The sequence below is a fragment of the Bradyrhizobium sp. NAS80.1 genome, assembly GCF_001908205.1.
Lineage (GTDB): Bacteria > Pseudomonadota > Alphaproteobacteria > Rhizobiales > Xanthobacteraceae > Bradyrhizobium.
Genome location: NZ_LGHL01000074.1, coordinates 36,220 through 59,805, shown reverse-complemented (window position 1 = coordinate 59,805; position 23,586 = coordinate 36,220). Strand labels below are relative to the sequence as shown.

At 64.8% G+C, this 23,586-nt stretch carries 21 protein-coding genes and 2 pseudogenes; 12 read left to right on the top strand and 11 right to left on the bottom strand.

Annotated elements, in window-relative coordinates; all coding sequences use genetic code 11:
- Positions 1-44: 44 nt before the first annotated feature.
- Positions 45-2,282 (bottom strand): TOMM precursor leader peptide-binding protein, encoded by a 2,238-nt coding sequence (locus AC629_RS18285; RefSeq protein ID WP_084806425.1) that lies wholly within the window; start codon positions 2,280-2,282, stop codon positions 45-47.
- Between the two features lie 455 nt (positions 2,283-2,737).
- On the opposite strand from AC629_RS18285, the gene AC629_RS46900 reads away from it, so the two are divergent.
- The gene (locus AC629_RS46900) at positions 2,738-3,058 is read left to right on the top strand and encodes a hypothetical protein (protein WP_168195518.1); all 321 of its coding nucleotides are present in this window, start codon (positions 2,738-2,740) and stop codon (positions 3,056-3,058) included.
- 192 nt (positions 3,059-3,250) lie between these two features.
- Positions 3,251-4,120, top strand: coding sequence for a VOC family protein (locus AC629_RS18275; RefSeq protein WP_210419062.1), 870 nt, complete (start codon positions 3,251-3,253; stop codon positions 4,118-4,120).
- A 57-nt stretch (positions 4,121-4,177) separates the two neighbouring features.
- Here AC629_RS18275 and AC629_RS18270 read toward each other — a convergent pair.
- Positions 4,178-5,843: pseudogene (locus tag AC629_RS18270) on the bottom strand (hybrid sensor histidine kinase/response regulator); the annotation flags it as partial.
- A 49-nt stretch (positions 5,844-5,892) separates the two neighbouring features.
- Positions 5,893-6,237 carry a hypothetical protein gene (locus AC629_RS50595; protein WP_502693026.1) on the bottom strand — a complete coding sequence of 115 codons (345 nt, stop codon included), beginning with the start codon at positions 6,235-6,237 and terminating at the stop codon, positions 5,893-5,895.
- A gap of 164 nt (positions 6,238-6,401) precedes the next feature.
- On the opposite strand from AC629_RS50595, the gene AC629_RS18265 reads away from it, so the two are divergent.
- From AC629_RS18265 to AC629_RS18255, 3 genes and pseudogenes are all read left to right on the top strand, one after another.
- Entirely contained in the window at positions 6,402-7,073 is a 672-nt protein-coding gene (locus tag AC629_RS18265) for an FABP family protein (protein ID WP_084806423.1), read from the top strand.
- A 42-nt stretch (positions 7,074-7,115) separates the two neighbouring features.
- On the top strand, positions 7,116-7,826 hold the full coding sequence (locus AC629_RS18260) for a RibD family protein (RefSeq protein WP_084806422.1): 711 nt from the start codon (positions 7,116-7,118) through the stop codon (positions 7,824-7,826).
- Between the two features lie 9 nt (positions 7,827-7,835).
- Positions 7,836-9,105 (top strand): annotated as a pseudogene (locus tag AC629_RS18255) (flavin monoamine oxidase family protein).
- 33 nt (positions 9,106-9,138) lie between these two features.
- On the opposite strand, the gene AC629_RS18250 reads toward AC629_RS18255, so the two are convergent.
- The 3 genes from AC629_RS18250 to AC629_RS18240 form a co-directional block, all read right to left on the bottom strand.
- On the bottom strand, positions 9,139-9,456 hold the full coding sequence (locus AC629_RS18250; protein WP_084806421.1) for a hypothetical protein: 318 nt from the start codon (positions 9,454-9,456) through the stop codon (positions 9,139-9,141).
- 129 nt (positions 9,457-9,585) lie between these two features.
- Complete coding sequence (locus AC629_RS18245) at positions 9,586-10,161, bottom strand: cysteine hydrolase family protein (RefSeq protein ID WP_084806420.1); 576 nt, start codon at positions 10,159-10,161, stop codon at positions 9,586-9,588.
- A gap of 295 nt (positions 10,162-10,456) precedes the next feature.
- Positions 10,457-10,804 carry a DUF3088 domain-containing protein gene (locus AC629_RS18240; RefSeq protein WP_084806419.1) on the bottom strand — a complete coding sequence of 116 codons (348 nt, stop codon included), beginning with the start codon at positions 10,802-10,804 and terminating at the stop codon, positions 10,457-10,459.
- Positions 10,805-10,916: 112 nt separating this feature from the next.
- Between AC629_RS18240 and AC629_RS18235 the strand changes: the two genes are divergently transcribed.
- Positions 10,917-12,746 (top strand): AMP-dependent synthetase/ligase, encoded by a 1,830-nt coding sequence (locus AC629_RS18235; RefSeq protein WP_084806418.1) that lies wholly within the window; start codon positions 10,917-10,919, stop codon positions 12,744-12,746.
- Here AC629_RS18235 and AC629_RS18230 read toward each other — a convergent pair.
- The 4 genes from AC629_RS18230 to AC629_RS18215 form a co-directional block, all read right to left on the bottom strand.
- Positions 12,739-13,314: a hypothetical protein gene (locus AC629_RS18230; protein ID WP_084806441.1), complete on the bottom strand. Its 576-nt coding sequence runs from the start codon at positions 13,312-13,314 to the stop codon at positions 12,739-12,741. The two genes, AC629_RS18235 and AC629_RS18230, sit on opposite strands and share 8 nt — an antisense overlap.
- 198 nt (positions 13,315-13,512) lie before the next feature.
- Entirely contained in the window at positions 13,513-14,826 is a 1,314-nt protein-coding gene (locus AC629_RS18225; RefSeq protein ID WP_084806417.1) for a tetratricopeptide repeat protein, read from the bottom strand.
- A 15-nt stretch (positions 14,827-14,841) separates the two neighbouring features.
- Positions 14,842-15,864, bottom strand: a complete 1,023-nt coding sequence (locus AC629_RS18220) for an aldo/keto reductase (protein WP_084806416.1) — start codon at positions 15,862-15,864, stop codon at positions 14,842-14,844.
- 268 nt (positions 15,865-16,132) lie between these two features.
- A complete protein-coding gene (locus AC629_RS18215) occupies positions 16,133-16,558 on the bottom strand; it encodes a PaaI family thioesterase (RefSeq protein ID WP_084806440.1) in 426 nt (141 codons plus the stop codon).
- 67 nt (positions 16,559-16,625) lie between these two features.
- Here AC629_RS18215 and AC629_RS18210 point away from each other — a divergent pair, with 67 nt between their 5' ends.
- Together AC629_RS18210 and AC629_RS18205 are read left to right on the top strand one after the other, a co-directional pair.
- On the top strand, positions 16,626-17,255 hold the full coding sequence (locus AC629_RS18210) for an NUDIX hydrolase (protein WP_143199222.1): 630 nt from the start codon (positions 16,626-16,628) through the stop codon (positions 17,253-17,255).
- Positions 17,256-17,311: 56 nt separating this feature from the next.
- On the top strand, positions 17,312-18,541 hold the full coding sequence (locus AC629_RS18205; protein WP_084806414.1) for a hypothetical protein: 1,230 nt from the start codon (positions 17,312-17,314) through the stop codon (positions 18,539-18,541).
- Positions 18,542-18,736: 195 nt separating this feature from the next.
- On the opposite strand, the gene AC629_RS18200 is transcribed toward AC629_RS18205, so the two are convergent.
- Positions 18,737-19,045 carry a hypothetical protein gene (locus tag AC629_RS18200; RefSeq protein WP_084806439.1) on the bottom strand — a complete coding sequence of 103 codons (309 nt, stop codon included), beginning with the start codon at positions 19,043-19,045 and terminating at the stop codon, positions 18,737-18,739.
- A gap of 195 nt (positions 19,046-19,240) precedes the next feature.
- Between AC629_RS18200 and AC629_RS18195 the strand changes: the two genes are divergently transcribed.
- The 4 genes from AC629_RS18195 (at position 19,241) to AC629_RS18180 (ending at position 23,546) form a co-directional block, all read left to right on the top strand.
- Complete coding sequence (locus tag AC629_RS18195) at positions 19,241-19,720, top strand: hypothetical protein (RefSeq protein WP_084806438.1); 480 nt, start codon at positions 19,241-19,243, stop codon at positions 19,718-19,720.
- 239 nt (positions 19,721-19,959) lie between these two features.
- On the top strand, positions 19,960-20,907 hold the full coding sequence (locus tag AC629_RS18190) for a TAXI family TRAP transporter solute-binding subunit (protein ID WP_084806413.1): 948 nt from the start codon (positions 19,960-19,962) through the stop codon (positions 20,905-20,907).
- Positions 20,908-21,060: 153 nt separating this feature from the next.
- Positions 21,061-23,172 carry a TRAP transporter permease gene (locus AC629_RS18185; protein WP_084806412.1) on the top strand — a complete coding sequence of 704 codons (2,112 nt, stop codon included), beginning with the start codon at positions 21,061-21,063 and terminating at the stop codon, positions 23,170-23,172.
- Complete coding sequence (locus AC629_RS18180) at positions 23,169-23,546, top strand: DUF1850 domain-containing protein (RefSeq protein ID WP_245331910.1); 378 nt, start codon at positions 23,169-23,171, stop codon at positions 23,544-23,546. The genes AC629_RS18185 and AC629_RS18180 overlap by 4 nt, the downstream gene beginning before the upstream one ends.
- Positions 23,547-23,586: the final 40 nt, after the last annotated feature.

The window sequence follows — 23,586 nt, the reverse complement described above, 5'->3', positions numbered from 1 at the left end:
GTCCTGCTCGGTTTTTTCCGGGGAGCGCGCAACGAGGCCAGCCTTCAGGTGTGCGGCAGGAAGGGAGTCAGTTCGCTTTCCAGTCGCGGGTGATCCAGCAGCCCAAGCTTCACCGGGACATCGTAAAGCCGGCCGGGCCCGAAGCGGCGATAGAAATGCCGCAAGCCCGGAACGAGCACCCTGACGACGGGGACCTCGACGTCGGGCCGCGTCTGGTCGAGCACAAGGAAATCGTATCCGGCGCCGGTTGCAATCTCGACGCAGGCATTGACCTGGTCGCGCGTGTTGTCGTGAACCCTGAGGTCAGGCGCCGGCGGAAGAAGCGGATTGTCGCTGGGGATCAGGAACGGATAATCGTCCAGTCGCAGCGGCGTAACACCGTCAAGCGACGGTTTCTCGCCGCTGCCGCCGCCCATCAAGCCAATCGACATGAACTGGGTCAGCTCGGTGAGGGAACGCAGCAGGGCGATGCGCCGATCGAAATGCGAGCCGGATCCGAACTCGATATTTTCGTGTCCGTTCTGCATCCAGTGCATGATCGCAACGTAGGAGGGAATGCCGAGATCGCTGGTGATGTCGAGCACCCAGAGCCGGCGCCCCGCATCGGCAAACTGGCTCTGAAGATCCCGTACATAGGAATCCTCGAATTGGCTGAGGTCGACTTCGGCACGCCGCACGCGGTTGTACCACCAGATCGCGTAGGCATCGCGTTCGACCAGTTCGAGGAAGCCTTGAACGATGGCTTCCTCGCGGGTGTTGCCGGCCGCGCATCCGTTGGAATCGGTGTGGAAGCCGCCATAGAAGAAATACAAAAGGCCGGTCGGAAGGTATTTGAAACGCTTGTCGCGCAACGACCAGACCGGCGACCACTCGGTCCTGGTCGAGGGATCGAACGGCTCGGGGACCGGATGTGAATCGTCGGCTTGCGGGACATGCCTGTTTTGAAACTGCGTGTCGCTGAAGAACTGGACGTCGTTGGGAAGAAGCGCGTCACCGGGAGCGAAGTCGGCGAAGCGGCGCGTCGCTCTGATCTCGTCGCCCTGGAAAATGCCGGAGTAGCGTTCGATCGCCTCCATCAGCGCGCTGGCTTCGCCCTGCTCGGCCGTGGAGCCCTTGCCGAAGCTGCCGCCGCTGAGGCCGGACCTGAGCTGGTCGACGTTCCAGGCCGGTCCGGAGAAATTGTGGTAGGCGAAAAAATTGGTGTTCATCGGCAGGTCGGCCTCGATCCGCTCGAGCCGGGACACCACGCCGGTCAGCGGACTGACATGTTTGCGGAAACGCGCCACGGTGGCCCGCGATGTCACGGTGCGGTATCCGCCGCTGGTCATGACGAGCTTTCTGCCCTCGGCAATCTCGATCGGCGCGGCGGCCCGTCGCGGATTCTGCAGCTTCTTGCTGCCACAGGTCCGACATTGCGGGCGTTTCGCGACGTAGTGCTTGGCGACGGCGGCCCCGGTCAGGTCGAAGCTTGCGATGTGATCGCTGAGATCGGTGCGAAATCCCGACGCGATCGCTTTTGCGATTTCAACGGCAGCGAAGTGGATCGCGGTCTGTCCGACGGTGTCGCTGACCAGGGGTGATATCGCGACCGCTTGCGCCGCTCCGCGGTCGAGAAATCCCTTGATCTCCCGATTGCGGATCATGCGATCGAACAGACAGGTCCAGCAGGCGCTCTCGCCCGGCTTGAACACAGGCCCCACCAGCGGAAACACGCCGGACGGCTGGACCAGCAGCCAGGGCGTCCCGTCGGCCACGCGTTCCTCGTTCAATTCGGCGAGCCGCCGCTCGAGGTAGTCGTTCACAAGCGTGATGGTGAGCTTGGGCGACCGCGTGGTGATTCGAACCCCGAGCTTGCTCAACGTCGCGCTCAGTTCGCTCGCGCCCTTGACGTCGATCGATTCCACCCGCACAGGCCAGTTGCGGAGGTTCTCTTCGGCGATCTCGGGCGGCAGGCCGAGGCTTGCCCAATATCCATCAACGACGCCTGCGTGCGATGCTCCGCTGACGACGTACCGGCGCTCCAGCAACCGCCTGATCGCTTCCTCGATCTCGGCGACGGGAAAACTCTTCGAAAGCTGACGGATGATCTCCGGCGCAGCCTTGCCACTTTTTCCGATCGCGCTCGCCACGGCGCAATAGAGATCGCCGTGCAGGAAGAACTTGCGGTTCTCGGAATAGAGACAGACCACATTGGGAGGAAGCAGATAGGCGGTGAAGTTTGGCGCGAATCGCAAAATGTCCTTGCGGGTTTGCTTCGCTGCGCGGCTCTTCTTGACTGTCATCGGGTCAGCACGCTGATCCTGTTTCCGTCATGTCCGACTGCCGGCGCATGACGCACGCTTGGCCGGACCGGCTTGAGCGCCAAGCTCGACCACCGGCTTCTTCCAACGAGTTGGAACACACTCGCGCGCCATCGGCAAGCTGAGGAGCCAGGCGAAGCGAAAACAGAAAAATGGCCGGGTCGTTTGCGAGCCCGGCCAATGAGATTGCGACCTGTCGATATCCAGTCAGGGAGCGTTAACTCCTAGCACCAGCGGCAGCGGCCCCACGATGCGCAGCACCCTGCGCATGACACCCACGGCACGCCTATCCCAATCCAGCCAACGCCGCAGCCGCCGCAGCCGCCACAGCCACCGCAACCAACGCCGCAGCGGCAGGCCCTGCAGGCTCTGCAGCCTGCGCAAGCTCTGCAGCCACCGCAACCTCTGGCCGCGCAGCCACGGCAACCGCCGCAGCCATGACAACCCCCGCATCCCCGCGCGAGCAGCACGCCGCTCAAGCTTCTTTCATCGCTGGCGAGATGGAAGGTGGCGAGGCTGACGTCGGCGAGTTCTTCCTCGCTGAGCGCTGTGAACTGGCCGGGCGTGAAGTTCGGTCTTTGTTGCGGCTCGCCTGTCGGCACTGCGGACGCCATCGCGCTTCCCGCCAGCGAAAAAGTCAGTCCAGCGACTCCGAGCGCCGGCACCGCGGCTTTGGTCATCCGCTTCTGTTTCGAAGCTTGCTTCGTCCGCTGCATGGCCGCATCCTCCATTGTTGGAAGAACGATCTTGTTGAATGATCCTACGCCGAGCAATCAAAGCGGGCAAGATTCACGTGGACACGAAATGTAATGGGACTCGTTCAGATTGTATTCATCTTGATGAATGACATCGCGTTCATGAATGACATCGCGGCAAATTTGTCGATGATACCGAGCGGCGAGGCATGATGCAGTGCGCAATCGTCCGCCCGCCCGAACGGGGAAGCTAGCTTGGCCGATCAACCCGGACGCTTCGTTTGGTATGAGCTTCTGACGACGGACATGCCGTCGGCGGCCGCCTTTTACGCTGAGGTCGTCGGCTGGGCTGTGAAAGATGCGTCGAGCCCGGGATTGGCCTACACGCTGCTGACTGCAGGCGACGCTCCGGTCGTCGGGCTCATGGCTCTCCCTGAAGAGGGGGTGCGAATGGGAGCAACGCCGAGATGGCTCGGCTACGTTGCCGTGGACGACATGGATACAAGGGCCGCGCAAATCCGCCGGCTTGGAGGCGCTATCCTGGTGCCGCCAACCGACAGCAACATCGGCCGCATTGCGGTGGTCGCCGATCCGCAAGGAGCGACGTTTGCGCTTGTCACCGGGCTGACATATGGCGGGTCGCAGCCGGGCGGATTGGACGAGCCCGGGCGCGTGGGCTGGCACGAGCTGCTGGCCGAAGACCGAGGCAGGATCTTTCCGTTTTATGGCGAGCTTCTTGGCTGGCAAAAGGCCTCCGATGGAAGCGATCAGGCGAGCGTGTATGAATTGTTTTCGGCGGCCGGGCAGATGATCGGCGGCATGCTCACTAAGCTTCCGAGCGTATCGCATGCATCTTGGCTCTATTACTTCAATGTCGATGACGTCGGCGCCGCGGCCATGCGGGTCAAGGCTGGCGGAGGCCAGGTTCTCCTGGGGCCGATCGAGTTGCCCGATGGTTGCTGGATCGTGCGATGTGTCGATCCCCAGGGCGCCCTGTTTGCGCTGCAGGGGGCGTGGGATCAGAAAGGCATCGAGCGATCCTCCGCCTCGGAAGTCAGCTGGTCCGCCAAATGGGGCGGGATTGCTTCACGGGGCAGAGTGGTGCTTCCCAAGACGAAGCGCTAGGCGGGGACCTCTCGCGGTCATTGCCCGCGCGTTTCGCTCATCCGGGCTGCTTGCCACCTAACGCCCCACCTTCGCCAGGTTCGCAAGACTCGCCGCCAGCTCATCGCTTCGGAAGGGTTTGGTCAGCCGCGACAGGTCCGGCGTGATGCCTTCGTTGTTGGCGTAGCCTGATACGACGAGAACCTGAAGCTCGGGATATTGCTTGCGCAGCGCAAGGCCGAGGTCCGTTCCGTTCATGCCCGGCATCAAATGGTCCGTGATGAGCAGGGTCGGCCGAAGTCCTTCGCTGACACGTTGAAGCGCATCCTCCGCCGAGCCTGCTTCGACGACGCTGTAGCCGAGCTCGCCCAGCATCTCGGCGGTGCTCATGCGAACCAGCGGTTCGTCATCCACCAGCAGGGCCGTGCCGGCGGCGAGCGGCCGCAGCTTCGGTTGCGGGACGGCGTCGCTCGGCCCCGTGGCCGCGTGGCTGACCGGCAGCCATAACTCCACATTGGTCCCGGAGCCCACAGCGCTCGTGATTGTCAGCGCGCCGCCGAGCTGTGACGCAAGGCCGTGAACCATGGAGAGACCGAGACCGGTCCCTTGTCCCACGCCCTTGGTCGAGAAGAACGGTTCGACGGCGTGAGCCAGCGTCGTCTCGTCCATGCCGATGCCTGTATCCGCGACCGAAATGCAGACATAAGTGCCCGGCGCCAATCCCGACCTGTGCGTGCTCTGGGCCGTCCGGGCCTTGGCCGAGATGTGCAACTTGCCTCCGTCAGGCATGGCATCCCGCGCATTCACGCTGAGGTTCAGGATCGCCATCTCGATCTGGTTGGGATCGGCCATCGCCTCAGGAAGGTCTTCAGCGGTGTCCACCGTCACCTCGATCTGCGGTCCTGTCGTGCTCGAGACCAGCTCGCCCATGTCGGTGACGAGCCGGCCGATGTTGACTGGAACGGCCTGAAGCGGCTGCCGGCGCGCGAAGGCGAGGAGACGCTGAACCAGAGTTTTTGCGCGTTCGGCCGCCTGCGCTGCGCCGGCGATCAGGCGATGCTCGCGCTCGCCGCCGATGCGTCTGCAGATTGTTGAAGTCGTGCGCGACGCCTCCCGTGAGCTGGCCCATGGCCTCCATCTTCTGGGCCTGGCGGAGGGCTTCTTCCGCCTGTGCGAGCCGCACCTGCTCCTCCAGGCGATCCGTCACGTCGAGCCCGGTGAGGAACGCGCCGATGCGCCTGCCGTCCGCGGCGCGCAGCGCCTCGAACTTCATTTCGTAGACCCGGCGGTCGAATTGCGGATCGCCGAACTCCTCGATGTTGGTGAAGGCTTCGCCTCCCAACGCGCGGCCCCAGACGGCCATTGTCGCCGCAAGATGCTCGGGCCGGTCGGCCAGGAATTCGTGCAGGGAACCTCCGACCTTCGGCCGCTTGCCATAGATGCGCTCATAGGCATCGGCGCAGGCCGTGTTGATGGCGAGCCAGCGATAGTCGAGATCGAGGGCCTGAATCTGTCCGTCGGTAGTTTCCACGATCGTGGCGAGCAGGTGACGTTCGGCGGCGCGTTCGGCAACGCGCTGCTCGAGCGTTGCGGTCAACTCCCTGTAGCGCGCTTCGCTCGCCCGCAGCCGCGTCTCGCCGAGCACGCGTTCGGTCGTATCGGACACGATGCAAAGCACGCCGCCGACAGAGCCGTCGTCATCAGGCACGGCCGAGTAGGAGACGTCCCAATAGCTGGTCTCGCCGTAGCCATGACGCTCGATGTAGAAGGAGCGATCCTTGGCAGCGAATGTTTCACTCGTGTGACGGACCCCGGCAAGGAGCGGTTCGAGATCGTCCAACAGCTCCCCCCCAGTTCTCGATCGCGGGCCGGCCGAGGGCGCGGGGGTGCTTGGCGCCGATACTGGACACGTAGGCGTCATTGTAGAGCGCGACAAAATCGGGCCCCCAGAACAGAACGATCTGGGCTTGTGTGGCCAGCAGCATGCCGACCGTCGTTTTCAGGGCCCGGGACCAATGGCCGGGCTGACCGAGCGGCGACTCCGACCAGTTGAAGGCGCGCATCATCGCGCCGACCTCGCCTCCGCCGGCGAGGAATCCCTGATCAGTCGACTGCCGAGCGGCTTTCTCAGACTGCACCTGACCCCCGCGACGCGTGACATGGGCATTCCGCCCATTCGAGCCCGGATTTCGAGGGCTCGGATTCAAGGGCCGACAACTCGTGATGCGGGCGTTGGTTCCAATTCGGTAGTTTCGCGCCGCCCTTGTGCTATTGCTTCTTTCCGCAACGATGTGAGGGTCCCATGCTCCCCATTCCCGTCGACATCTTCACCGAACCCGAGAACGTCTCGCCCGACGGGCTTGCCAATCTCGGCCCGCTCCGCCGTCTTGCCGGCGTCTGGCAGGCGGACAAGGGCATCGACATCAATCCGAAGGCGGAGGGGCCGGAGCGGCGGGTGTTCATCGAGCACATCCGCATGGACCCGATCGATCCGCAGGCCAACGGGCCACAGCTGTTCTACGGGCTGCGCTATCACATCCATATCAACACGCCCGAAGAGGACATCACCTTTCACGACCAGGTCGGCTACTGGCTGTGGGAGCCGGCGACCGGCCTGATCATGCAGACGCTGGCGATTCCGCGCGGCCAGGTGCTGCTGGCCTCGGGCAAGGCCAAGCCGGATGACAGGACAATCTCCGTCACGGCGAAGCGCGGCGACACCGCCTACGGCATCTGCTCGACCGATTTTCTGGAACAAGCGTTCCGAACCGACAGTTACCGCTGTGACATCACCTTCAACGACGACGGAAGCTGGACCTATCTGATCCAGACCGAGCTTTTCGTGCGCGGCGCGCCGTTCAATCATCACGACAGCAACACGCTCAAGCTTGTGGCGCCGCCAAAGCTCAATCCGCTGGCAGTGATCGTGAACGATCGCGACAAGAACGATCTCGGGAAGAACGATCGCGACTAGGGTGGCGAAAAGCCCGCCTGAGAAGCAGCCCGGAGAACTTGCATGAAGCCTTACGTCATCTATCTGATGCACTCCAGCCTGGATGGCCGTACGCATCCCAGTCGCTGGCGTCCGAAGGGCGCAGGCACCGACTGGTTTGAGAAGATTCATGACGAGCTTGGCGGCGATGCCTGGGTCATCGGTCGCGTCACCGGTTCGGAGTTCGCCAGGGGCAAGCCCTATCCCGAGACGTCGAGCGAGAGATTTCCCCGCGAAAACTGGTTCGCGCGGCGCGATGCCAAAACCTACGGCGTCGTGCTCGATGCGCATGGCAAGATCGGCTGGGGCCGTTCGGATATTGGTGGCGATCCGATCGTCGCGGTGCTGACGGAGAGCGTGCCGGATTCGCATCTGGCCGGGCTCCGCGGCGAGGGCGTGTCCTATATCTTCGCCGGCAAGTCCAAGATCGACCTAGCGCTGACGCTCGCCATTCTCAATCGCGAGCTCGGCGTGAAGCGCTTGCTGGTGGAGGGCGGAGGCGTCGCCAATGGCGCATTCCTTCGCGCCGGTCTGATCGACGAATTCAATTTGATCCTCAGTCCCGCGATCGATGGCGCCAAGGGCGCAGCCTTCGTGTTCGACTCGACGGATGCCGAGAGCGACCAGCGCGCGCCGCTGACCGCGATGACGCTGGAGAGCACGCGGCAGCTCGGCGGCGGTGTTTTGTTGCTGCGCTATCTGATCGAGAACGAACCGCAAGCCGCGCGCCAATAAAGCATCCTCATGTCGGGAAGATCGGAGCACATCGTCATCGTCGGCGCCGGCGCGGCCGGGCTGATCGCGGCGCGCGAGCTGGCACGCGCCGGCAAGAAGGTGACAATCCTGGAGGCGCGCGAGCGCTGCGGCGGACGAATCCGTCCGCGGCCGGTGTCAGAGTTCGGCTACTCCGCTGATCTCGGCGCCGAATTCGTCCATGGCGAGGCGCCGGTGACGCGCGGCCTCGCGCGCGAGGCCGGGCTGCCAGTGCGGGTCATCGGAGGCGCGCAATGGAGTTTTGACGGAGTGGGGTTCTCGCGCGAGAGCCCGCGTGATCCGTACGACGAAGCACTTCATGCCGCGCTGAATGACCTGACGGAAGATCGCCGTCGCCGATTTCCTGCGCCGTCATTTTGCCGGACCGGAGCACGACCGTTTGCGGCATGCGGTCGAACGGATGGTCGAGGGCTATGATGCGGCCGACCCCGAGCGCGCCTCTACGCTGGCGCTGCGCGAGGAGTGGATGAATGGCGGGCACGCGACGCAGGCGCGCATTGTCGGCGGCTATGGCGGGCTGATCGAATTCCTGGCGGCGGAGTGCCGCAGGCTGGGCGTTGTGATCCACTTTGGCTGCGTGGTGTCGGCCATCGAGGAGGCCGGCGGCGCGGTGGCCGTCCGCTCCGCAAGCGGCGATGTGCAGAGCTGCGGTCGCGTGATCCTCACCGCGCCGCTGCCGCTGCTGCGTGAGATCGCACTGCCGGCAGCCGTACGCGCGAAGGCCGCGGCCGCCGACGATATCGGCTTCGGCAGCGTGATCAAAATCCTGTTGCGCTTCGCGCGGCCATGGTGGCGCGAGCGGAGGGAAGAGCTCGCCGACATGATCTTCCTGCTGTCGGACGAGACGATTCCGGTGTGGTGGACTCGGTATCCGGACCAGCATGCCGTGCTCACCGGCTGGTTCGGCGGTCCGCGGACGGCAGCGCTGTCGCACCTCGATCCGCAGGGGCTGGTTGATGCCGGGCTCGACTCGCTCGCCGCCATCTTCAACCGGCCGCGCGAGGACCTCGCGCGCGATCTCCTTGCATCCGCGGCGGCGAACTGGGCGCACGATCGCTTTGCCCGCGGCGCCTATTCCTGGGCTACGCCGCGGTCGCGCGCGGCGCAAACGATCCTCGCGCGTGCCGACGGCCCGGTGCTGTTCTCGGGCGAAGCGCTCTATCGTGGCCGCGACATGGGCACGGTCGAGGCGGCGCTGGCGAGCGGGCTGGAGACGGCGGGGATGATTTTGCGGGGGTAAGAAAAAGGCCCGCACACTTGCGGGCCTTTCGTTTCACCAGCCGCCTGAGCCGAAGCTGAACGTCACGCCGGGGCCGCCGCCGTAATAGCCGTGGGGCCGGCCGCCGTAGTAACCGTGGTGCCGCGGGTAATAGCCGTAGCTCTGGTAATGCGGGCGATAATAGCCGTGGTGGTGATGATGCCCGTGGTGGTGGCGGTAGCCGTGATGGTGATGCCTGTGTTGCGCGCTGATGTCGGTCGATTGACTGGCTCGCGCGTTCTGCTTCGCACTGGCCTTGCCGGCCGCGTTGGCTGTAGATGCACCTGCGAGCGCAGCAGCACCGACAGCCATCGCGACAAAGAGATACTTCATGTCATCACTCCAGTTGAACGTCGTGTGACAACAGATGGGTGTCAGGTGCGTTCCGGCCAGTGCGGGCGTCGAAACGACGCAGTTGTCGGTTCCGGTTAACGCTGTGTGAATGAACGAACGTCGCGCGGTCTATTGTCGCACCGCTTCAAGCGACGCGATCACGTCGTCGGTGGTAACGATCCGCGCGAATTCGCGGTTGAGATTCGACAGCGTCATCGCATGGATGTCCTCGGCCGAATGGGCATCGCCATCGGGACCGATCCGGTCGAACGTCCAGGTCGCATCGCGCACGAGCTGCGCGTCAAAGCCGAGATTGCCGGCCATCCGTGTCGTCGTCTCCACACAATGATTGGTGGTGGCGCCGCAGATGACGAGCGTGGCGATGCTGCCCGCGCGCAGTCGCTTCTCGAGGTCGGTACCGATGAAGGCGCTGTTGACGCGCTTGACGATCACCGCTTCGCCCGGCGCCTCGCGGGCCTCGTCCTTGACCGCGTAGCCGGTGCCTGATGGCAGGAACGAGGAGTTGGGCTTGGTGCCTTCGTGGCGGATGTGGAAGATCGGCGCGTCGCTCGCCCTGAACGCTTTCAGGAGATCGGCGATGCGCGCCACCGCATCCGGATTGTTGCGCCGCTTGCCCGCCGCCTCCCATTCGTCGAATGCGCGCTGGACATCGACGACGATGAGGGCGGGGAGGGGGCTGGTCATGGAGAGCGACTTTCAGACTTGCTTACTGTGCTAAGTATGCGAGGCGACGGAGGCGGTAAGCAATGTCGATTTTCCCTCATTTCGGGACGGCTCGTGCCCCGGACGCAGCGCAGCGTCTCTTCGACGGTGCGCTGCAGAGCCGGGGCCCACGCTTCCAGGTGTGTCTGCGCTCCATGGGTCCCGGCTCTGCGGAGCAGCGCCGTAGCGTGTCGAAGACGCGCGTGAACGCGCTTTTGGATGCGCTGCGCCGCGTGCGGGACACGAGAGTGCGATTGCGCGGGCTGCGGACATCCCCTTACGGATGCGGGTCGGGAAAGCCGTGGCGTTCGGAGAGCGCGGCGAGGATCGCGTCCTTGTCGGCGATGAAGGCGCGGCCATGATGGCTGCCGGTCTGGTGCGGCGATGTCGCTCCGTCGGCTAATACGAGCAGCGGCAACGACTGGTTCTCCTCGCCGACCAGCGCGATGACGGCCTGCCGCGGCCGCGGCCATGCGATGCGTTCTACGTCGAGTTTCTCGGCGAGCGCCGGAAACGAGGCGAGGACGCCCTCGATCAGCGCGCAATGCCAGCAATAGAAACGGCGGCCTGGAAAGGCCGGGTCCTCGAAACCGGGGCGCAGCAGAAACAGGCGGTCGCGCGTCATGGGTCGCTCCGAAGCATGGCCGCCTTGCTGAGGATCAAGACGGTAAGGACTGGCCGGCCTAGTATCGAGGCCCCAGATTGATGAGGGATCGAGAAGATTGCGAAAGGACGCCATGCCGGGGCCGATCAGTCAACCACAGGCGCTAGCCGAAGTCAGGACGCTGCCGGAGCTCTTGCGCTGGCGCATCAAGGCGACGCCGGCGGCGGAGGCTTATCGCCATTTCGATGCGGCTGCGCGGCGCTGGGTCAGCCAGTCCTGGCAGGAGATAGACGCGGAATTCGAACGATGGCGGCGGGCGCTGGCCGCGGAGGATTTCGCGCCTGGCGAACGCGTCGCGATCCTGATGCCGAACGGCATTCCGCATATCGCGATGGACCAGGGCGCGCTGTCGCGCGGCCTGGTGCCGGTGCCGATGCATGCGGTCGACAACCCCGACAGCATCGCCTACATCCTCGCAGACTCCGGCGCCCTGCTGCTGTTCGTGGATTCGCTGGAGCGCTGGCAGGCGATCCTGGCCACCGGCCAGCCGCTCGACCATCTCAAGCGCATCGTCTGTGCGGATGCGACTGGGCTCACTGCGGCGGATGCACGCATCGTGGGGCTCGATCGCTGGCTCGTGACGGCACCGGGCGCGACCGCGCCGCTGCCTGACGTCGCGGTGCAGCCGGACGATCTTGCCACCATCGTCTATACCTCTGGTACGACCGGGCGGCCGAAGGGCGTGATGCTGTCGCATGGCAACATCGTCGCCAATGTGAAGGCGGTGGCGCGGCGCATCGCCGCCCAGACGCACGATTTGTTCCTGTCCTTCCTGCCGCTCTCGCACACCTTCGAGCGGACCGGCGGCTATTACTATCCGATCGCGGCCGGGGCCTGCGTCGCCTATGCGCGCTCGGTGCCGCTCTTGTCGGAAGACCTGAAGCATGTGCGGCCGACCGTGCTGGTCTCGGTGCCGCGGATCTATGAACGCGTCTACGCGCTGATCATGCAGCACCGCGCGGCGGCCGGCGGCGTCGAGCGTGCGCTGCTCGATCTGACGCTCGCCGTCGGCGGCCGGCGTTTCGATGCCCGGCAGGGACGAGGCGCGCTGTCGCTGCTCGACCGGCTGGCGTGGCCACTGCTCAAGCGGCTCGTCGCCGACAAGGTGCTGGCGCAGTTCGGCGGCCGCCTGCGCGTGGCGGTCTCCGGCGGCGCGCCGATCGCCGAGCCCGTCATTCGCCTGTTTCTCGCGCTCGGGCTCGACATCCTCCAGGGCTACGGCATGACCGAGACCTCGCCGGTGGTCTCCGTCAACACCGCGGAGGACAACGACCCGCATTCGGTCGGCCACGTCCTCGATGGCATCGAGGTCAAGCTCGGCGAGAACGACGAGCTGCTGGTGCGCGGACCCAGCGTGATGCTCGGCTACTGGCACAGGCCTGACGAGACCCGCCGCGTGAAGGATGCCGACGGCTGGCTGCACACCGGCGATCAGGCGCGCATCGAGAACGGGCGCATCACCATCACCGGCCGCATCAAGGATATTCTCGTCACCTCCACCGGTGAGAAGATTGCGCCGGTCGATCTGGAGACCGCGATCCTCGCCGATCCCCTGTTCGACCAGGCGCTGGTGGTCGGCGAGCAGCGCCCGTTTCTCACGGCTCTGGTCGTGCTCAACGCAAAGGCCTGGGCGGAGGAGAAGCAGAAGCTCGCGGCGAGCGGCAAGCAAGGCGAGGCGGCGGAGCGCGCCGCTTTGCTGGCGAGAATCGCGGCGGCCGTGAAAGCCTATCCGTCCTACGCAACGCCGCGCGCGGTGTGGTGGACGCTGGAACCATGGACCATCGCCGCGGGACTGCTCACGCCGACCTTGAAGAACAAGCGTCCGGCGCTCGAGCATCGCTTTGCCGATGAGATCGCGCACATCTACGCGAAGAAGCCGCCGGCGGTGTCGCGTCCTACTTGAACGGATCCTGGATCGACGGTGCGGACTGCCGGATGCGGCGCACGCTCACCGGCGTGCCGTCGGATACGAACAGCAGCTCGTAGCTGCGGCCCTCGCTGTCGGTGGCAGAGCAGGTGACGTCCTTCACCTTCTTGGCGGCGAAATTCCCGGTCTGGCGGCAGACCCCGGTAGAGACCTGCTCTGCCGGCACCGGCAGGCCGTCGATCCTGGGCCGGTCCTTGGAGTTGAGCAGCATACGGTCGATCGGCAACTCGTAGGAATTGTCGTCAGCGCGCTTGCCGTTCGCGCCGGAGAACGACACGACGTGGTTCTTGTCGGTGGGGTCGTCGACGGCGACCGCGAAATTGACCCGGCCCTTGTCGCCATGGGCGTAGGCCACCGTCTTGCAGGCGAAGGTGCGCCCGGCGACCTTCAGCGTCTTGCAGTGGCCGGACATCAGGGCCAGCAGGTCGATGATGGAGCTCTGCTGCTGCGGATTGTTGACGGGAATCGGCCTGGAAGTCTCAGCAAAACAAGGGCTTGTCAGGGCGACAAGGGTCGCAATGAGGACCGGTCGGGAGAGGCGCATCGTGAGGCTCATATGCCAGGGAACCACGGAAAAGTTCCGCCCAACAACCATCGAACCGCAAATTGGTTGCGATCCCGTTTGTTCAGTCAAGCCCGCCTGGAATACCACCGCGCCACCCATCGGCGATTCCCCCTGGATCGCTCCAACCCGTCCTGGCAGGCACTTGCCGCCAGACCGGTGTTTTTTTCGTGGCAGAGCTTACCCCGTCGCCGCCTGCCAGCGCGTATCGCGCAAGGACGGGCGGCGGTGGAGGCGGGCATCGAGCAGGGTGCGGGCGCGGGGCAGCTCGCCGCTGCGGATCAGCGCAACGATGAAAGTGTCCTCGATCAGTTCGCGCTGGGCGTGGCTGCCGCCGATGCGCACGACTTCGCCGAGGACGGGCGCGAGCGTTTGCACGCAGGCCGCATGGTCCTCATCGGCAAAGGCGGCGAGCGCGTGGCAGATCGCCGGCACCACGGGGCCGGCCGGCAGCTTGCCTTCAGTGAGCCGCTGCTCGATCACGGCCAGCCGCGCGGCGAGCGCCTCGCGATTTTGCGTTGCCGCGGCGAACAGCGCCATGTGGACGTCGGCGAAGGGCAGGCCCGATCTGGGAAACAGTTTTTGCGCGGCGGCGTCGGCATCAAGCCAAAGCGCCTTGGGCACGGCGTGGCCGTAAGCTGACAGGCGCCAGAGCAGCGAGGCGCCATCGGTGATGACGTTCAGCGGCGGCGCCTGCGTGACGCTGGGCTGGATCACCTCGGTATAGATCGCAAGTGCGCGCGCCGCATCGCCATGCTCCAGCGCGCCGAGCGCCTGGTGCCAGCGGATATGGCCGTGCAAAATTCCGGCGCGGTCGTAAGTCGGAATCCAGTCGTCGACGAGGCGATCGGCCGCCTCGATCGAGCCGGCCTCGAACATCGCATGCAGCACGGCATGAGCGGCGTGGGCGTTCGCCCGGCGCAGGCCGAAGCCGCGCTCGGTGATGCCGCGGCCGCGGGCAACGTCGCCGTTCTCAGTCATCGCCCAGCCATACATGGTGAGAAACCACCAGTCCTCGCCATAGTGCTGCGCGACGCTCTCGCAGAGCTCCTGTCGGGCGCGGTCGTGGTCGGCCATGCCGGAGAAGGCGAACAGGCCGAACGCGCCGAGCGGCAGCGACAGCACCACGGCATCGCGCGGCCACAAGTCGATATGCTTCAGCGTCGATGCCAGCGCCTCCGGCAGCCGTCCCTCGATCGCGAGCGCCAGCGTCTCGACATGCGAGCGCTCGCGCATCGAGCCGCGCTTGGCCACGAGCTCGCGTGCCACAGCCGCCTTCTGCCGCGCGAGATCGCCCTGCTGATAGAAGGCGTGCAGGCGGGCGCGGGCGATGTGGGGAAGCGCGAACTCCGGATCGGCCGCAATCGCGCGCTCCAACGTCTCCGCCGTGCCGGTCCAGCCTGCGAGCATGAGGTCGACGCCTTTGCGATAGGCGGATGCCGCCTCTTGCGAGGTGGTGGAGAGTGAAAGGCCGTAGCGGTCTTCAAGGGACATCGTCGCCTCCTGCTCTCAAGCCGTCCGCGCGCGGCGGCCCTCGATCGGATAGGCCGGGTCATTATAGCCCGGCGTCGAGGGATGGCCCGGCGTCACCAGGCGGTCCATCAGAGCTTCGTCCTCCGCTGTGAAGCGGTAGTCGAGCGCGCGGATGTAGTCGTCCCACTGCTCCTCGGTGCGCGGGCCCGCGACGATCGAGGAGACGAAGGCGGAGTTGAGCACCCAGGCGACGGCGAACTGGCCGGCGGTGATGCCTTTCTTTTCGGCGTGGGTCTTGATCTCCTGCGCGAGCTGGAGCGACTCCGGCCGCCATTCCGTCTGCATCATGCGGGTGTCGTTGCGGCCCGCACGCGTCTCCTTGTCCGGAGCCGCGTCGGGCTTGTACTTGCCGGTGAGCACGCCGCGCGCCAGCGGGCTATAAGGCACGATGCCGAGGCCATAATAGGAGCAGGCCGGAAAGTGCTCGACCTCGGGCATGCGGTTCATGGCATTGTAATAGGGCTGGCTCACTGCGGGCCGGTCGATGCCGAGCCGGTCGCAGATGTTGCAGATCTCGGCGACGCGCCAGGCGCGATAGTTGGAGACGCCGAAATAGCGCACCTTGCCTGATCGGATCAGGTCGCCCATCGCGCGCACCGTCTCCTCCAGCGGCGTCGCATGGTCTTCCTTGTGCAAATAGTAGACGTCGATGTGATCGGTGCCGAGCCGCTTCAGGCTTTCGTCGGCCGCCTGCAACACCCAGCGCCGCGACAGGCCTGCACGATTGGGATCGCTGCCCATGCCAGTGTTCATGGGATTGGCGAGCTTGGTCGCGAGCACCCAGGCCTGACGGTTGTTGCCGATCGCGCGGCCCACGACTTCTTCGGATGCGCCTTTCGAATAAGCATCCGCGGTGTCGATGAAGTTGATCCCGGCCTCGTGTGCTTTTGCGACAATCCGCTTCGAGGCGGCCTCGTCCGTCGGGCCGCCGAACATCATCGTGCCCAAACAGATCGGCGACACTTTCAGGCCACTGCGGCCGAGCTGGCGGTATTGCATGGGCGGGTCCTCACGCTTCGCTGGGACGCAGCATAGCCGCCCGGTTCCGTCATTGCGAGCGTAGCGAAGCAATCCAGAAATGTCGCCGCTTCGTCGTCCCGGACAAGCGAAGCGCAGATCCGGGACCCATAACCACAGGAAGTCGTTTGGCGAAGGCTCGGAGTTACAGCTTTGCGCTACAACTACTCCCTGGGGTTATGGGTCCCTGCGTTCGCAGGGACGACAGGAGAGTGTGTAGTGCGCAGCGGTGACAGCCTGACTGCTTCCCCTACGCCGGCCCCTTCAAAATCTTGAACACGCCATTGGCCATCACGATGCAGCGGTCGTCGACGGTGACTTCGGTGCTCATGAAGATGAGGCTGCGCGTCGAGCGCACCACGCGCGGCCGGGAAATCAGGATGTCGTCGATCTGGCCGGCTTCAACGAAATGGGTGTCGAGCTGCACCGTCGCCATGTACTCCTTGCCCGAGACGTAGCGGGCGGTCATGCCGCAGGTGCGGTCGGCGAATGTCATCATCACGCCGCCCTGGACCATGCCGCGGCGATTGTGGTGCTTGTCCTCGGTGGCGAGTGCGAATTCGTAATGGCCGTCGACCTTGCGCTGCCACAAGGGGCCGATCAGGTGCATGAAGCCCGTGGTCTCGAGGATGGTCCAGCCGTCTGATTTCAGCCTTGCTGCGGCATTGCTCGTCATCTTCCGGTCCATCCTCGCGCGCGTATCTCTCCTCGTTTCATCGAGCGCAGTCCTGGTGTAGTCAAGCATCATGAGAGCTTTCGACGATGCCACCAGACGGAATATCGCAGAGGCCTGCGCGGCATTCGCGCGGCTGCCGAATGAAACCGCGCCGTCGGCGCTGAAGCGCGCCGCGGTGGTGATGGCGCTGACCGAATCAAGTGACGGCGACGACACCGCCTTCCTGCTCACCAAGCGCGCATCGAGCCTGCGCGCTCATCGTGGCCAGTGGGCGCTGCCGGGCGGCCGCTGCGATGCCGGCGAGACGCCGGTCGAGGCGGCGCTGCGCGAGCTCGACGAGGAGCTCGCGCTCAAGCTGACAGCCGACGCGGTGCTGGGCACGCTCGATGATTATCCGACCCGCTCCGGCTATCTGATCACGCCGGTCGTGGTTTGGGCCCCGGACAGCGCCGCGATCCGGCCGAACCCGGATGAGGTCGCATCCGTCCATCGCATCGCGCTTGCGACGATCGAGCGCGAAGAGGCCTTCGACTTCGTCGCGATCCCCGAGAGCGCGCGCCGCGTGATCCGCTTCCATCACCAGATGAGCCTGATCCACGCGCCGACGGCGGCGCTGATCTACCAGTTCCGCGAGGTGCTGGCGGGACGGCACACCCGTGTCACCGACCTGGAACAGCCGGTTTTCGCCTGGAAGTGACGATGGTAAACGGCACGTTAACGTGACGGTTACCGGATGCCTGCTAAGAGGGCGGAATGCATTTTTCGATTCGAAAACCCCTCACACTGGTTCCTCTGGCACTGGTTCCACTCGCACTCGTCCTCCTTGCGCCTGCCGCGCGTGGCGGCGAGGCCGACGCGCTGCCGCCCGCCGTCAGCAATGCCAAAGCCCAGCTCCTGTCGCAGTTCTTTGGGCAAGGCGGCGCCTCACCTGCCGTGCTCGAATATCGCCGCAAGCTCGGGGAGTATCAGGCGGCGCGGGCTGCCTTCGACGAGGAGGCCGGCGCCTATTGGAGCCAGATCTCCGAGAAGCGCCGCACCCGCAACGCCAAGCGGCGCAGCGGGCAGCAGGTCACGTTAGATGACTACGTGCTGGAGCATCCGCCGCTCTATAGCGGGCCGAAGCGGCCGGTGAACCCGGAGCCCGAGGAGACGCCGGAGCGTCCCGCCCGAAAGCCAATTCCAGTGGTTGCCGATTTCCTGCGCGCGGCGCAGGAGCTCTACCAGTTCATGCCGCAGCGCCCGGCCAACGAGGCCGAGTTCAAGCGCGCCTATGCGCGCTACGCGGTCGCCTCCGGCCTCACGCGCGAGCAGGCGGTGCGGGTCTATTCGTTCGAGACCGGCGGCACCGGCAGTTTCGACGTGCAAGCGGGAATTGAGCATGGCGGCAAGCGCGCGATCTCGACCGCGATCGGCTACAACCAGTTGCTGACGACCAACAGCGTCGAGCTGCTCGCCGAGCAGGGCGATGAGTTCATTCGTGCGATGGGTGCCAAAGTGGCGCAGACCTCGGGCCCGGCCCGCAAGGCGCTGGAGCACAAGCTCGTCGTGCTGAAGAAAATGGTGGCGTATGCGAAGTCGGTGCCCGACACCTGGTCGGAGCACGACAAGATCGGCAATACCGCACAGGGCTGGGCCATGCACGCGATGGTGCTCGACGTCGATGTCGGGCCGATGCTGCAGACCCACAAGTTGCTCACCTCGGTGCTGTTCGCGCGTGCCAAGGGCTACAACCGCCCGCTCACCGCGGCCGAGCTCGAGATGATGAACCTCACCGGCGACGGCACCGGCCTCGACATGGTGACGATGCCACAGGCGATGCGCGAGCAGGTGCCGACCTCGAACTTCTTCCAGCGCGGCGGCTACGAGCGCAACCCGGTCGCGATCCGCCACAACACCGTGGCCAAGCTGCTCGCCGTGACGGATTCGCGGATGGATTCGAACAGCAGCAACGCCGGCGCAAGGGAATTGGCGGCGGCGTTTTAGAGGGCATCGCTTCACCTCGCCCCGCTTGCGGGGAGAGGTCGGATTGCGCTCGGCGATGCGAAGCATCGTCCGAAGCAATCCGGGTGAGGGGGACTCTCAGCGACTCCAGCTCTCACCGCATTTGCGGAGGCAGCCCCTCACCCCAACCCTCTCCCCGTAAGAACGGGGCGAGGGAGCGCACCGTCGTCGCGTCCCCTACCGCTCCGGTCCGAACTTGAACTTGCCGTCGCCTTCGAGATAGGGGCCGCTGCGCATGTAGAGCTGGCCATTTTGGCCAATGAAGAACAGCGTGCCCTTCGGCACCTTTTTGGCGCCCTTCAGGAGTTCGCCGGCATTGCTGGTGCCCATCTTGTAGGAGAAGGTCTTGCCTTCCTTGTCATAGGCATAGCCGGTGTCGGACTTGAGCTCCCACGGCGTTGCCGCGGTCTGTGCGCATGCCGGCTCAGCGAACGCGGTTACAAGTGCAAGCGAAGCAAGTGCAAATGTCTTCGTTGAAAATGCCATCATCCCATCCTCCCCGTTTCTTGGGTTGACCAATTGAACAAATCACGAACGACATTTCCGGGTCAATTCGCGAAAGCGCCGCAGCGCATCACGTCCCGCCGAGCAGTTTGTGATTTTCCCTTCGCCCCCGCGCGACTATGTTCCGCTTTCCGTCTAGAACGCAATTCGACAAAATTATTGGTGGGGATGATTCGGATGCACCATGTGATTAAAATTTGCTGGGCTGCTGCATTGTCGCTGACGGCGGTGGCACCGGCCGCTCGGGCCGATGACTACCAGCTCAGCCACAACCAGAGGATTTCCTGCAGCCGCGGCCTTGCCCCGGGCAAGCTGAACACCGCGACCTGCAAGTCCTACACCTACCTCTTCAATACCAAGACCTCGGAATATTTCCGCTGCCAGGTCTCCCTGGCGCTGACCCGCGACAACAAGGAAGTCATCAACGTCCAGACCGACGGCGGCTGCACCAAGAAGCCGCGCATCTTCGAGACCGACGGCCGCTATGATTTCGACGCGACCGAGACCGAGCCGCCGAACACCAACTCGTTCTTCGGCCCCGGCGGTTATTCGATCTGGGCCGCCGACACGGCTGCGCAGAAGGTGCGCGGCTGCATCACGATCTCCTCGGGCCTCGGCTCCGACATCTCCAAGTGCCTGGACATGACGTTCCAGTAGGACTTGCCAGTGATGGCTTGCCAGTGACCGCTTGCCAGTGATCCCATTGCGCGCCCGGACCTGATGCGTTCGGGCGCATTTCAAATGGCCGGGCTGCGCCACGTCGCCGCACCCGTCGGGTTCCGCGAAAAGTCGAGCCGTATCGGCCGTTTACCGCAGTCCTGTTTTGCCTTTTGGATGGGTTGACCCGCTGCTCTCATCCGGCCAATTTCCCGGCCGGTTTGGGGAGTTCAAAAATCATGAAATTGAAGTTTTTCGGCGTGGCCGCGGCTCTTGCTCTGGCGGCGTCGGCACCTTGCGCACATGCGCAATCCTTCATCAACGTGCTGACCGGGGGCACCTCCGGCGTCTACTATCCGCTCGGGGTCGCGATCGGGAAGATCTACGGCGACAAGATTCCGAACGTGAAGACGCAGGTGCAGGCCACCAAGGCGTCGGTCGAGAACCTGATCCTGCTGCAGCAGGGCCGCGGCGAACTGGCGTTCACGCTGGGTGACTCGCTGAAGGCCGCCTGGGAGGGCGACGAGGAAGCCGGCTTCAAGAACAAGCTCGACAAGCTCAGGACCATCGGCGCGATCTATCCGAACTACATCCAGATCGTCGCGACCGCCGAGAGCGGCATCAAGACGCTGGCCGACCTCAAGGGCAAGAGCCTTTCGGTCGGCGCGCCGAAGTCGGGCACCGAGCTCAATTCGCGCGCGATCCTCGCGGCCGCCGGCATGAGCTACAAGGACCTCGGCAAGGTCGAATATCTGCCGTTTGCCGAATCCGTCGACCTCATGAAGAACCGCCAGTTGGGGGCGACCCTGCAATCGGCCGGCCTCGGCGTCGCCTCGCTGAAGGATCTGTCCACCTCGGCCTCGATCACGGTGGTGTCGGTGCCGAAGGAGACCGTCGACAAGATCGGCCCCCCCTTCATCTCGGCGATCATTCCAGCGAACACCTATACGGGCCAGGACAAGGACGTGCCGACGGCGGCCGTGGTCAACTACCTCGTGACCAACTCGGCAGTGTCGGATGACCTCGCCTATCAAATGACCAAGCTGGTCTACGAGTCGCTGCCCGAACTCGCCAACGCGCACGCGGCCGGCAAGGAGATCAAGCTCGAGACGGCGGCTAGTGGCAGCCCGGTTCCGCTGCATCCCGGCGCGATCCGCTATTACAAGGAAAAGGGGCTGATCAAGTAAGGCGCTTCATCCGTCGACGTCATGCCCGGGCTTGTCCCGGGCATCCACGTTCTTGGAAGTGCTGTAAGCCGTGGATGGCCGGGACAAGCCCGGCCATGACGATCCGATTGGACCGCGTTACTGCTATAAAGTGAATCGACTGGGGCGATTGAGATGTTGGAAAAGGCAGAGGGCACCGAAGCGCCCATCAAGGTCGAGTTCGACAATTTCGAGCACGGTTTCCCGGAAGGGTTCGGCCCGGGCCGGTGGGGCCATCTCGCCTACTGGATCGGCATCGCCTTTGCCACCTTCCAGCTCTATGTCGCGGCCTTCAACTATCTGCCGAGTCAGGTGGTGCGCGGCGTCCATGTTGGCTTCCTGGTCCTGCTCACCTTTGGCCTGATCGCCAATTTCACCGCGAAGAGCGATTTCGGCCGTGCGCTGGGCTGGGTGATCGGCGCCGCCGGCTTCTTCTGCGGCCTCTATCAGTGGATTTTCTATGCCGATCTGATCGCGCGCGACGGCGATCCGACCAGGCTCGATCTTGCGGTCGGCACGGTGCTCGCGGTGCTGATCTTCGAGGGCACGCGGCGGCTGATGGGCGCGGCGCTGCCGCTGATGTGCGGCGCGTGCTTGCTCTACTGGTTCTTCGGGCAGTACCTGCCGTCGCCGCTCAACCATCGCGGCTATGACTTCGACCAGATCGTCACGCACCTGTCGTTCGGCACCGAGGGCTTCTACGGCGTGCCGATCTACGTCTCGGCGACCTACATCTTCCTGTTCATCCTGTTCGGCTCGTTCCTGGAGCGCGCCGGCATGATCCAGCTTTTCACCGACGTCTCGCTCGGCCTGTTCGGCCGCACCCGAGGCGGCCCGGCCAAAGTCGCGGTGTTTGCCTCGGGCATGATGGGCACGATCTCCGGCTCGGGCGTCGCCAACGTCGTCACCGTCGGCCAGTTCACGATTCCGCTGATGATCAGGTTCGGCTATCGCCGCGCCTTCGCCGCCGGTGTCGAGGCCACCGCCTCGATGGGCGGCCAGATCATGCCGCCGGTGATGGGCGCCGTCGCCTTCATCATGGCGGAGACGCTCGGCGTTCAATATTCGGAGATCGTCAAAGCGGCCGCAATCCCCGCGGTGCTTTACTTCGCCTCCGCCTTCTGGATGGTGCATCTGGAAGCCGGCAAGCACGGCCTCACCGGCATGAAGCGCTCCGAGATCCCGAGCGCCTGGAAGGCGCTGGTGACGCGCTGGTATCTCGTGCTGCCGCTCGCGGCGCTGGTCTACATGCTGTTCGAAGGCTTTACGCCGCTCTATGCCGGCAGCATGGGTCTCGCGCTCACCGTGACGCTGATCCTAGGCGCCAGCATCACGGCCGGTGCCTCCTCGAATGTGATCCGCTACATTTTCTGGATCGGGCTCGCGCTCGTCGTCGCTGCGCTGTCGCGCGATGGCCTGCAGATCGTGCCGGTCGCGAGCGTCGTGGTCGGTCTGATCGTGATCACGGCGTTCGTTCGTGGTGGCCTCCCGGCGCTGCGTTCCTGCCGCGACTCCCTCGCCGAAAGCGCCAAATCCGCCATCACCGTCGGCATGGCCTGCGCCATCGTCGGCGTCATCATCGGCATGATGTCGCAGACCGGCGTCGGCACCATCTTCGGCAGCTGGGTGATCGGTCTCGGCGAAAAGAGCCTGTTCCTGGCGCTGATCATGACCATGCTGCTGTCGATCCTGCTCGGCACCGGCATTCCGACCATCCCGACCTACATCATCACTGCCGCGCTCGCCGCGCCCGCGCTGGCGAAGCTCGGCGTGCCCCTGATCGCGAGCCACATGTTCGCGTTCTATTACGGCATCATGGCCGATCTCTCGCCGCCGGTTGCGCTGGCCGCACTCGCGGCCGCACCGATCGCGAAGGAGAATCCGGACAAGATCGGCTGGGAGGCGATGCGCATCGCGCTCGCCGGCTATGTCATCCCCTTCATCTTCGTCTACTCGCCGGCGCTGATGCTCCAGGCCGGCGATCCCATGGCGGCCAAGCTCGGCTTCTACGGCGCGGTGGCGCTCGCGACCTTCAAGGCGCTGGTGGCGATCGGCCTGTTCGGCATGGTGGCGATCGGCTTCCTGTTCACGCGGCTGACATTCATGGAACGCGTGGTGGCGCTGGGCGCCGCGCTCTGCCTGCTCGGCGACTTCCCGTTCAGCGACACTGCCGGCTTTGTGCTCTCCGCCGCGCTCGTGCTGTGGCAGTGGCGGCAGCGCCCGCCGGCAACGGTCGAGGCGGTGTGAGCCTCTGCTTCGCAACAGCTTCAGGCGTGAAGGCGCTGGCGCTTTCCGCCTTCACGCTGGTGTGGACGCATTCGATTGCGAAGGTCGATTGGCAGGAAGACTGGCGCGTCACCCCCGCCGGCCTCGAACTGGTGCGGGCACGTGTCAAGGGCACCGGTCCCGGCATGGAGCCGCCGCCCGAAGCGCGGCTCGTCGACGGCTGGTTTCAGTGGCAGCCGAAGCGTGCGCCGATGCAGGAGGTCGTGCTCGGCAATTCCGGCGCGGCGGGTGAATGGTGGTTGTGCCATGACGGAAAGTGCCAGACGCTTTCGGAGATTGTCGGCCATCCCATCGGTGCTAACGTCACCAAGATGAAGGTCTGCAACGATCCGTAGCCTGGCATCCGGGCTACAATCAACAACACGGAGAAACGCG

Coding starts and splice junctions, on each gene's coding strand:
- AC629_RS18285 (WP_084806425.1), bottom strand. CDS start 2,282: ATGACAGTCAAGAAGAGCCGCGCAGCGAAGCAAACCCGCAAGGACATT.
- AC629_RS46900 (WP_168195518.1), top strand. CDS start 2,738: ATGACAACCCCCGCATCCCCGCGCGAGCAGCACGCCGCTCAAGCTTCT.
- AC629_RS18265 (WP_084806423.1), top strand. CDS start 6,402: ATGCTCCCCATTCCCGTCGACATCTTCACCGAACCCGAGAACGTCTCG.
- AC629_RS18260 (WP_084806422.1), top strand. CDS start 7,116: ATGAAGCCTTACGTCATCTATCTGATGCACTCCAGCCTGGATGGCCGT.
- AC629_RS18250 (WP_084806421.1), bottom strand. CDS start 9,456: ATGAAGTATCTCTTTGTCGCGATGGCTGTCGGTGCTGCTGCGCTCGCA.
- AC629_RS18245 (WP_084806420.1), bottom strand. CDS start 10,161: ATGACCAGCCCCCTCCCCGCCCTCATCGTCGTCGATGTCCAGCGCGCA.
- AC629_RS18240 (WP_084806419.1), bottom strand. CDS start 10,804: ATGACGCGCGACCGCCTGTTTCTGCTGCGCCCCGGTTTCGAGGACCCG.
- AC629_RS18235 (WP_084806418.1), top strand. CDS start 10,917: ATGCCGGGGCCGATCAGTCAACCACAGGCGCTAGCCGAAGTCAGGACG.
- AC629_RS18230 (WP_084806441.1), bottom strand. CDS start 13,314: ATGCGCCTCTCCCGACCGGTCCTCATTGCGACCCTTGTCGCCCTGACA.
- AC629_RS18225 (WP_084806417.1), bottom strand. CDS start 14,826: ATGTCCCTTGAAGACCGCTACGGCCTTTCACTCTCCACCACCTCGCAA.
- AC629_RS18220 (WP_084806416.1), bottom strand. CDS start 15,864: ATGCAATACCGCCAGCTCGGCCGCAGTGGCCTGAAAGTGTCGCCGATC.
- AC629_RS18215 (WP_084806440.1), bottom strand. CDS start 16,558: ATGACGAGCAATGCCGCAGCAAGGCTGAAATCAGACGGCTGGACCATC.
- AC629_RS18205 (WP_084806414.1), top strand. CDS start 17,312: ATGCATTTTTCGATTCGAAAACCCCTCACACTGGTTCCTCTGGCACTG.
- AC629_RS18200 (WP_084806439.1), bottom strand. CDS start 19,045: ATGGCATTTTCAACGAAGACATTTGCACTTGCTTCGCTTGCACTTGTA.
- AC629_RS18195 (WP_084806438.1), top strand. CDS start 19,241: ATGCACCATGTGATTAAAATTTGCTGGGCTGCTGCATTGTCGCTGACG.
- AC629_RS18190 (WP_084806413.1), top strand. CDS start 19,960: ATGAAATTGAAGTTTTTCGGCGTGGCCGCGGCTCTTGCTCTGGCGGCG.
- AC629_RS18185 (WP_084806412.1), top strand. CDS start 21,061: ATGTTGGAAAAGGCAGAGGGCACCGAAGCGCCCATCAAGGTCGAGTTC.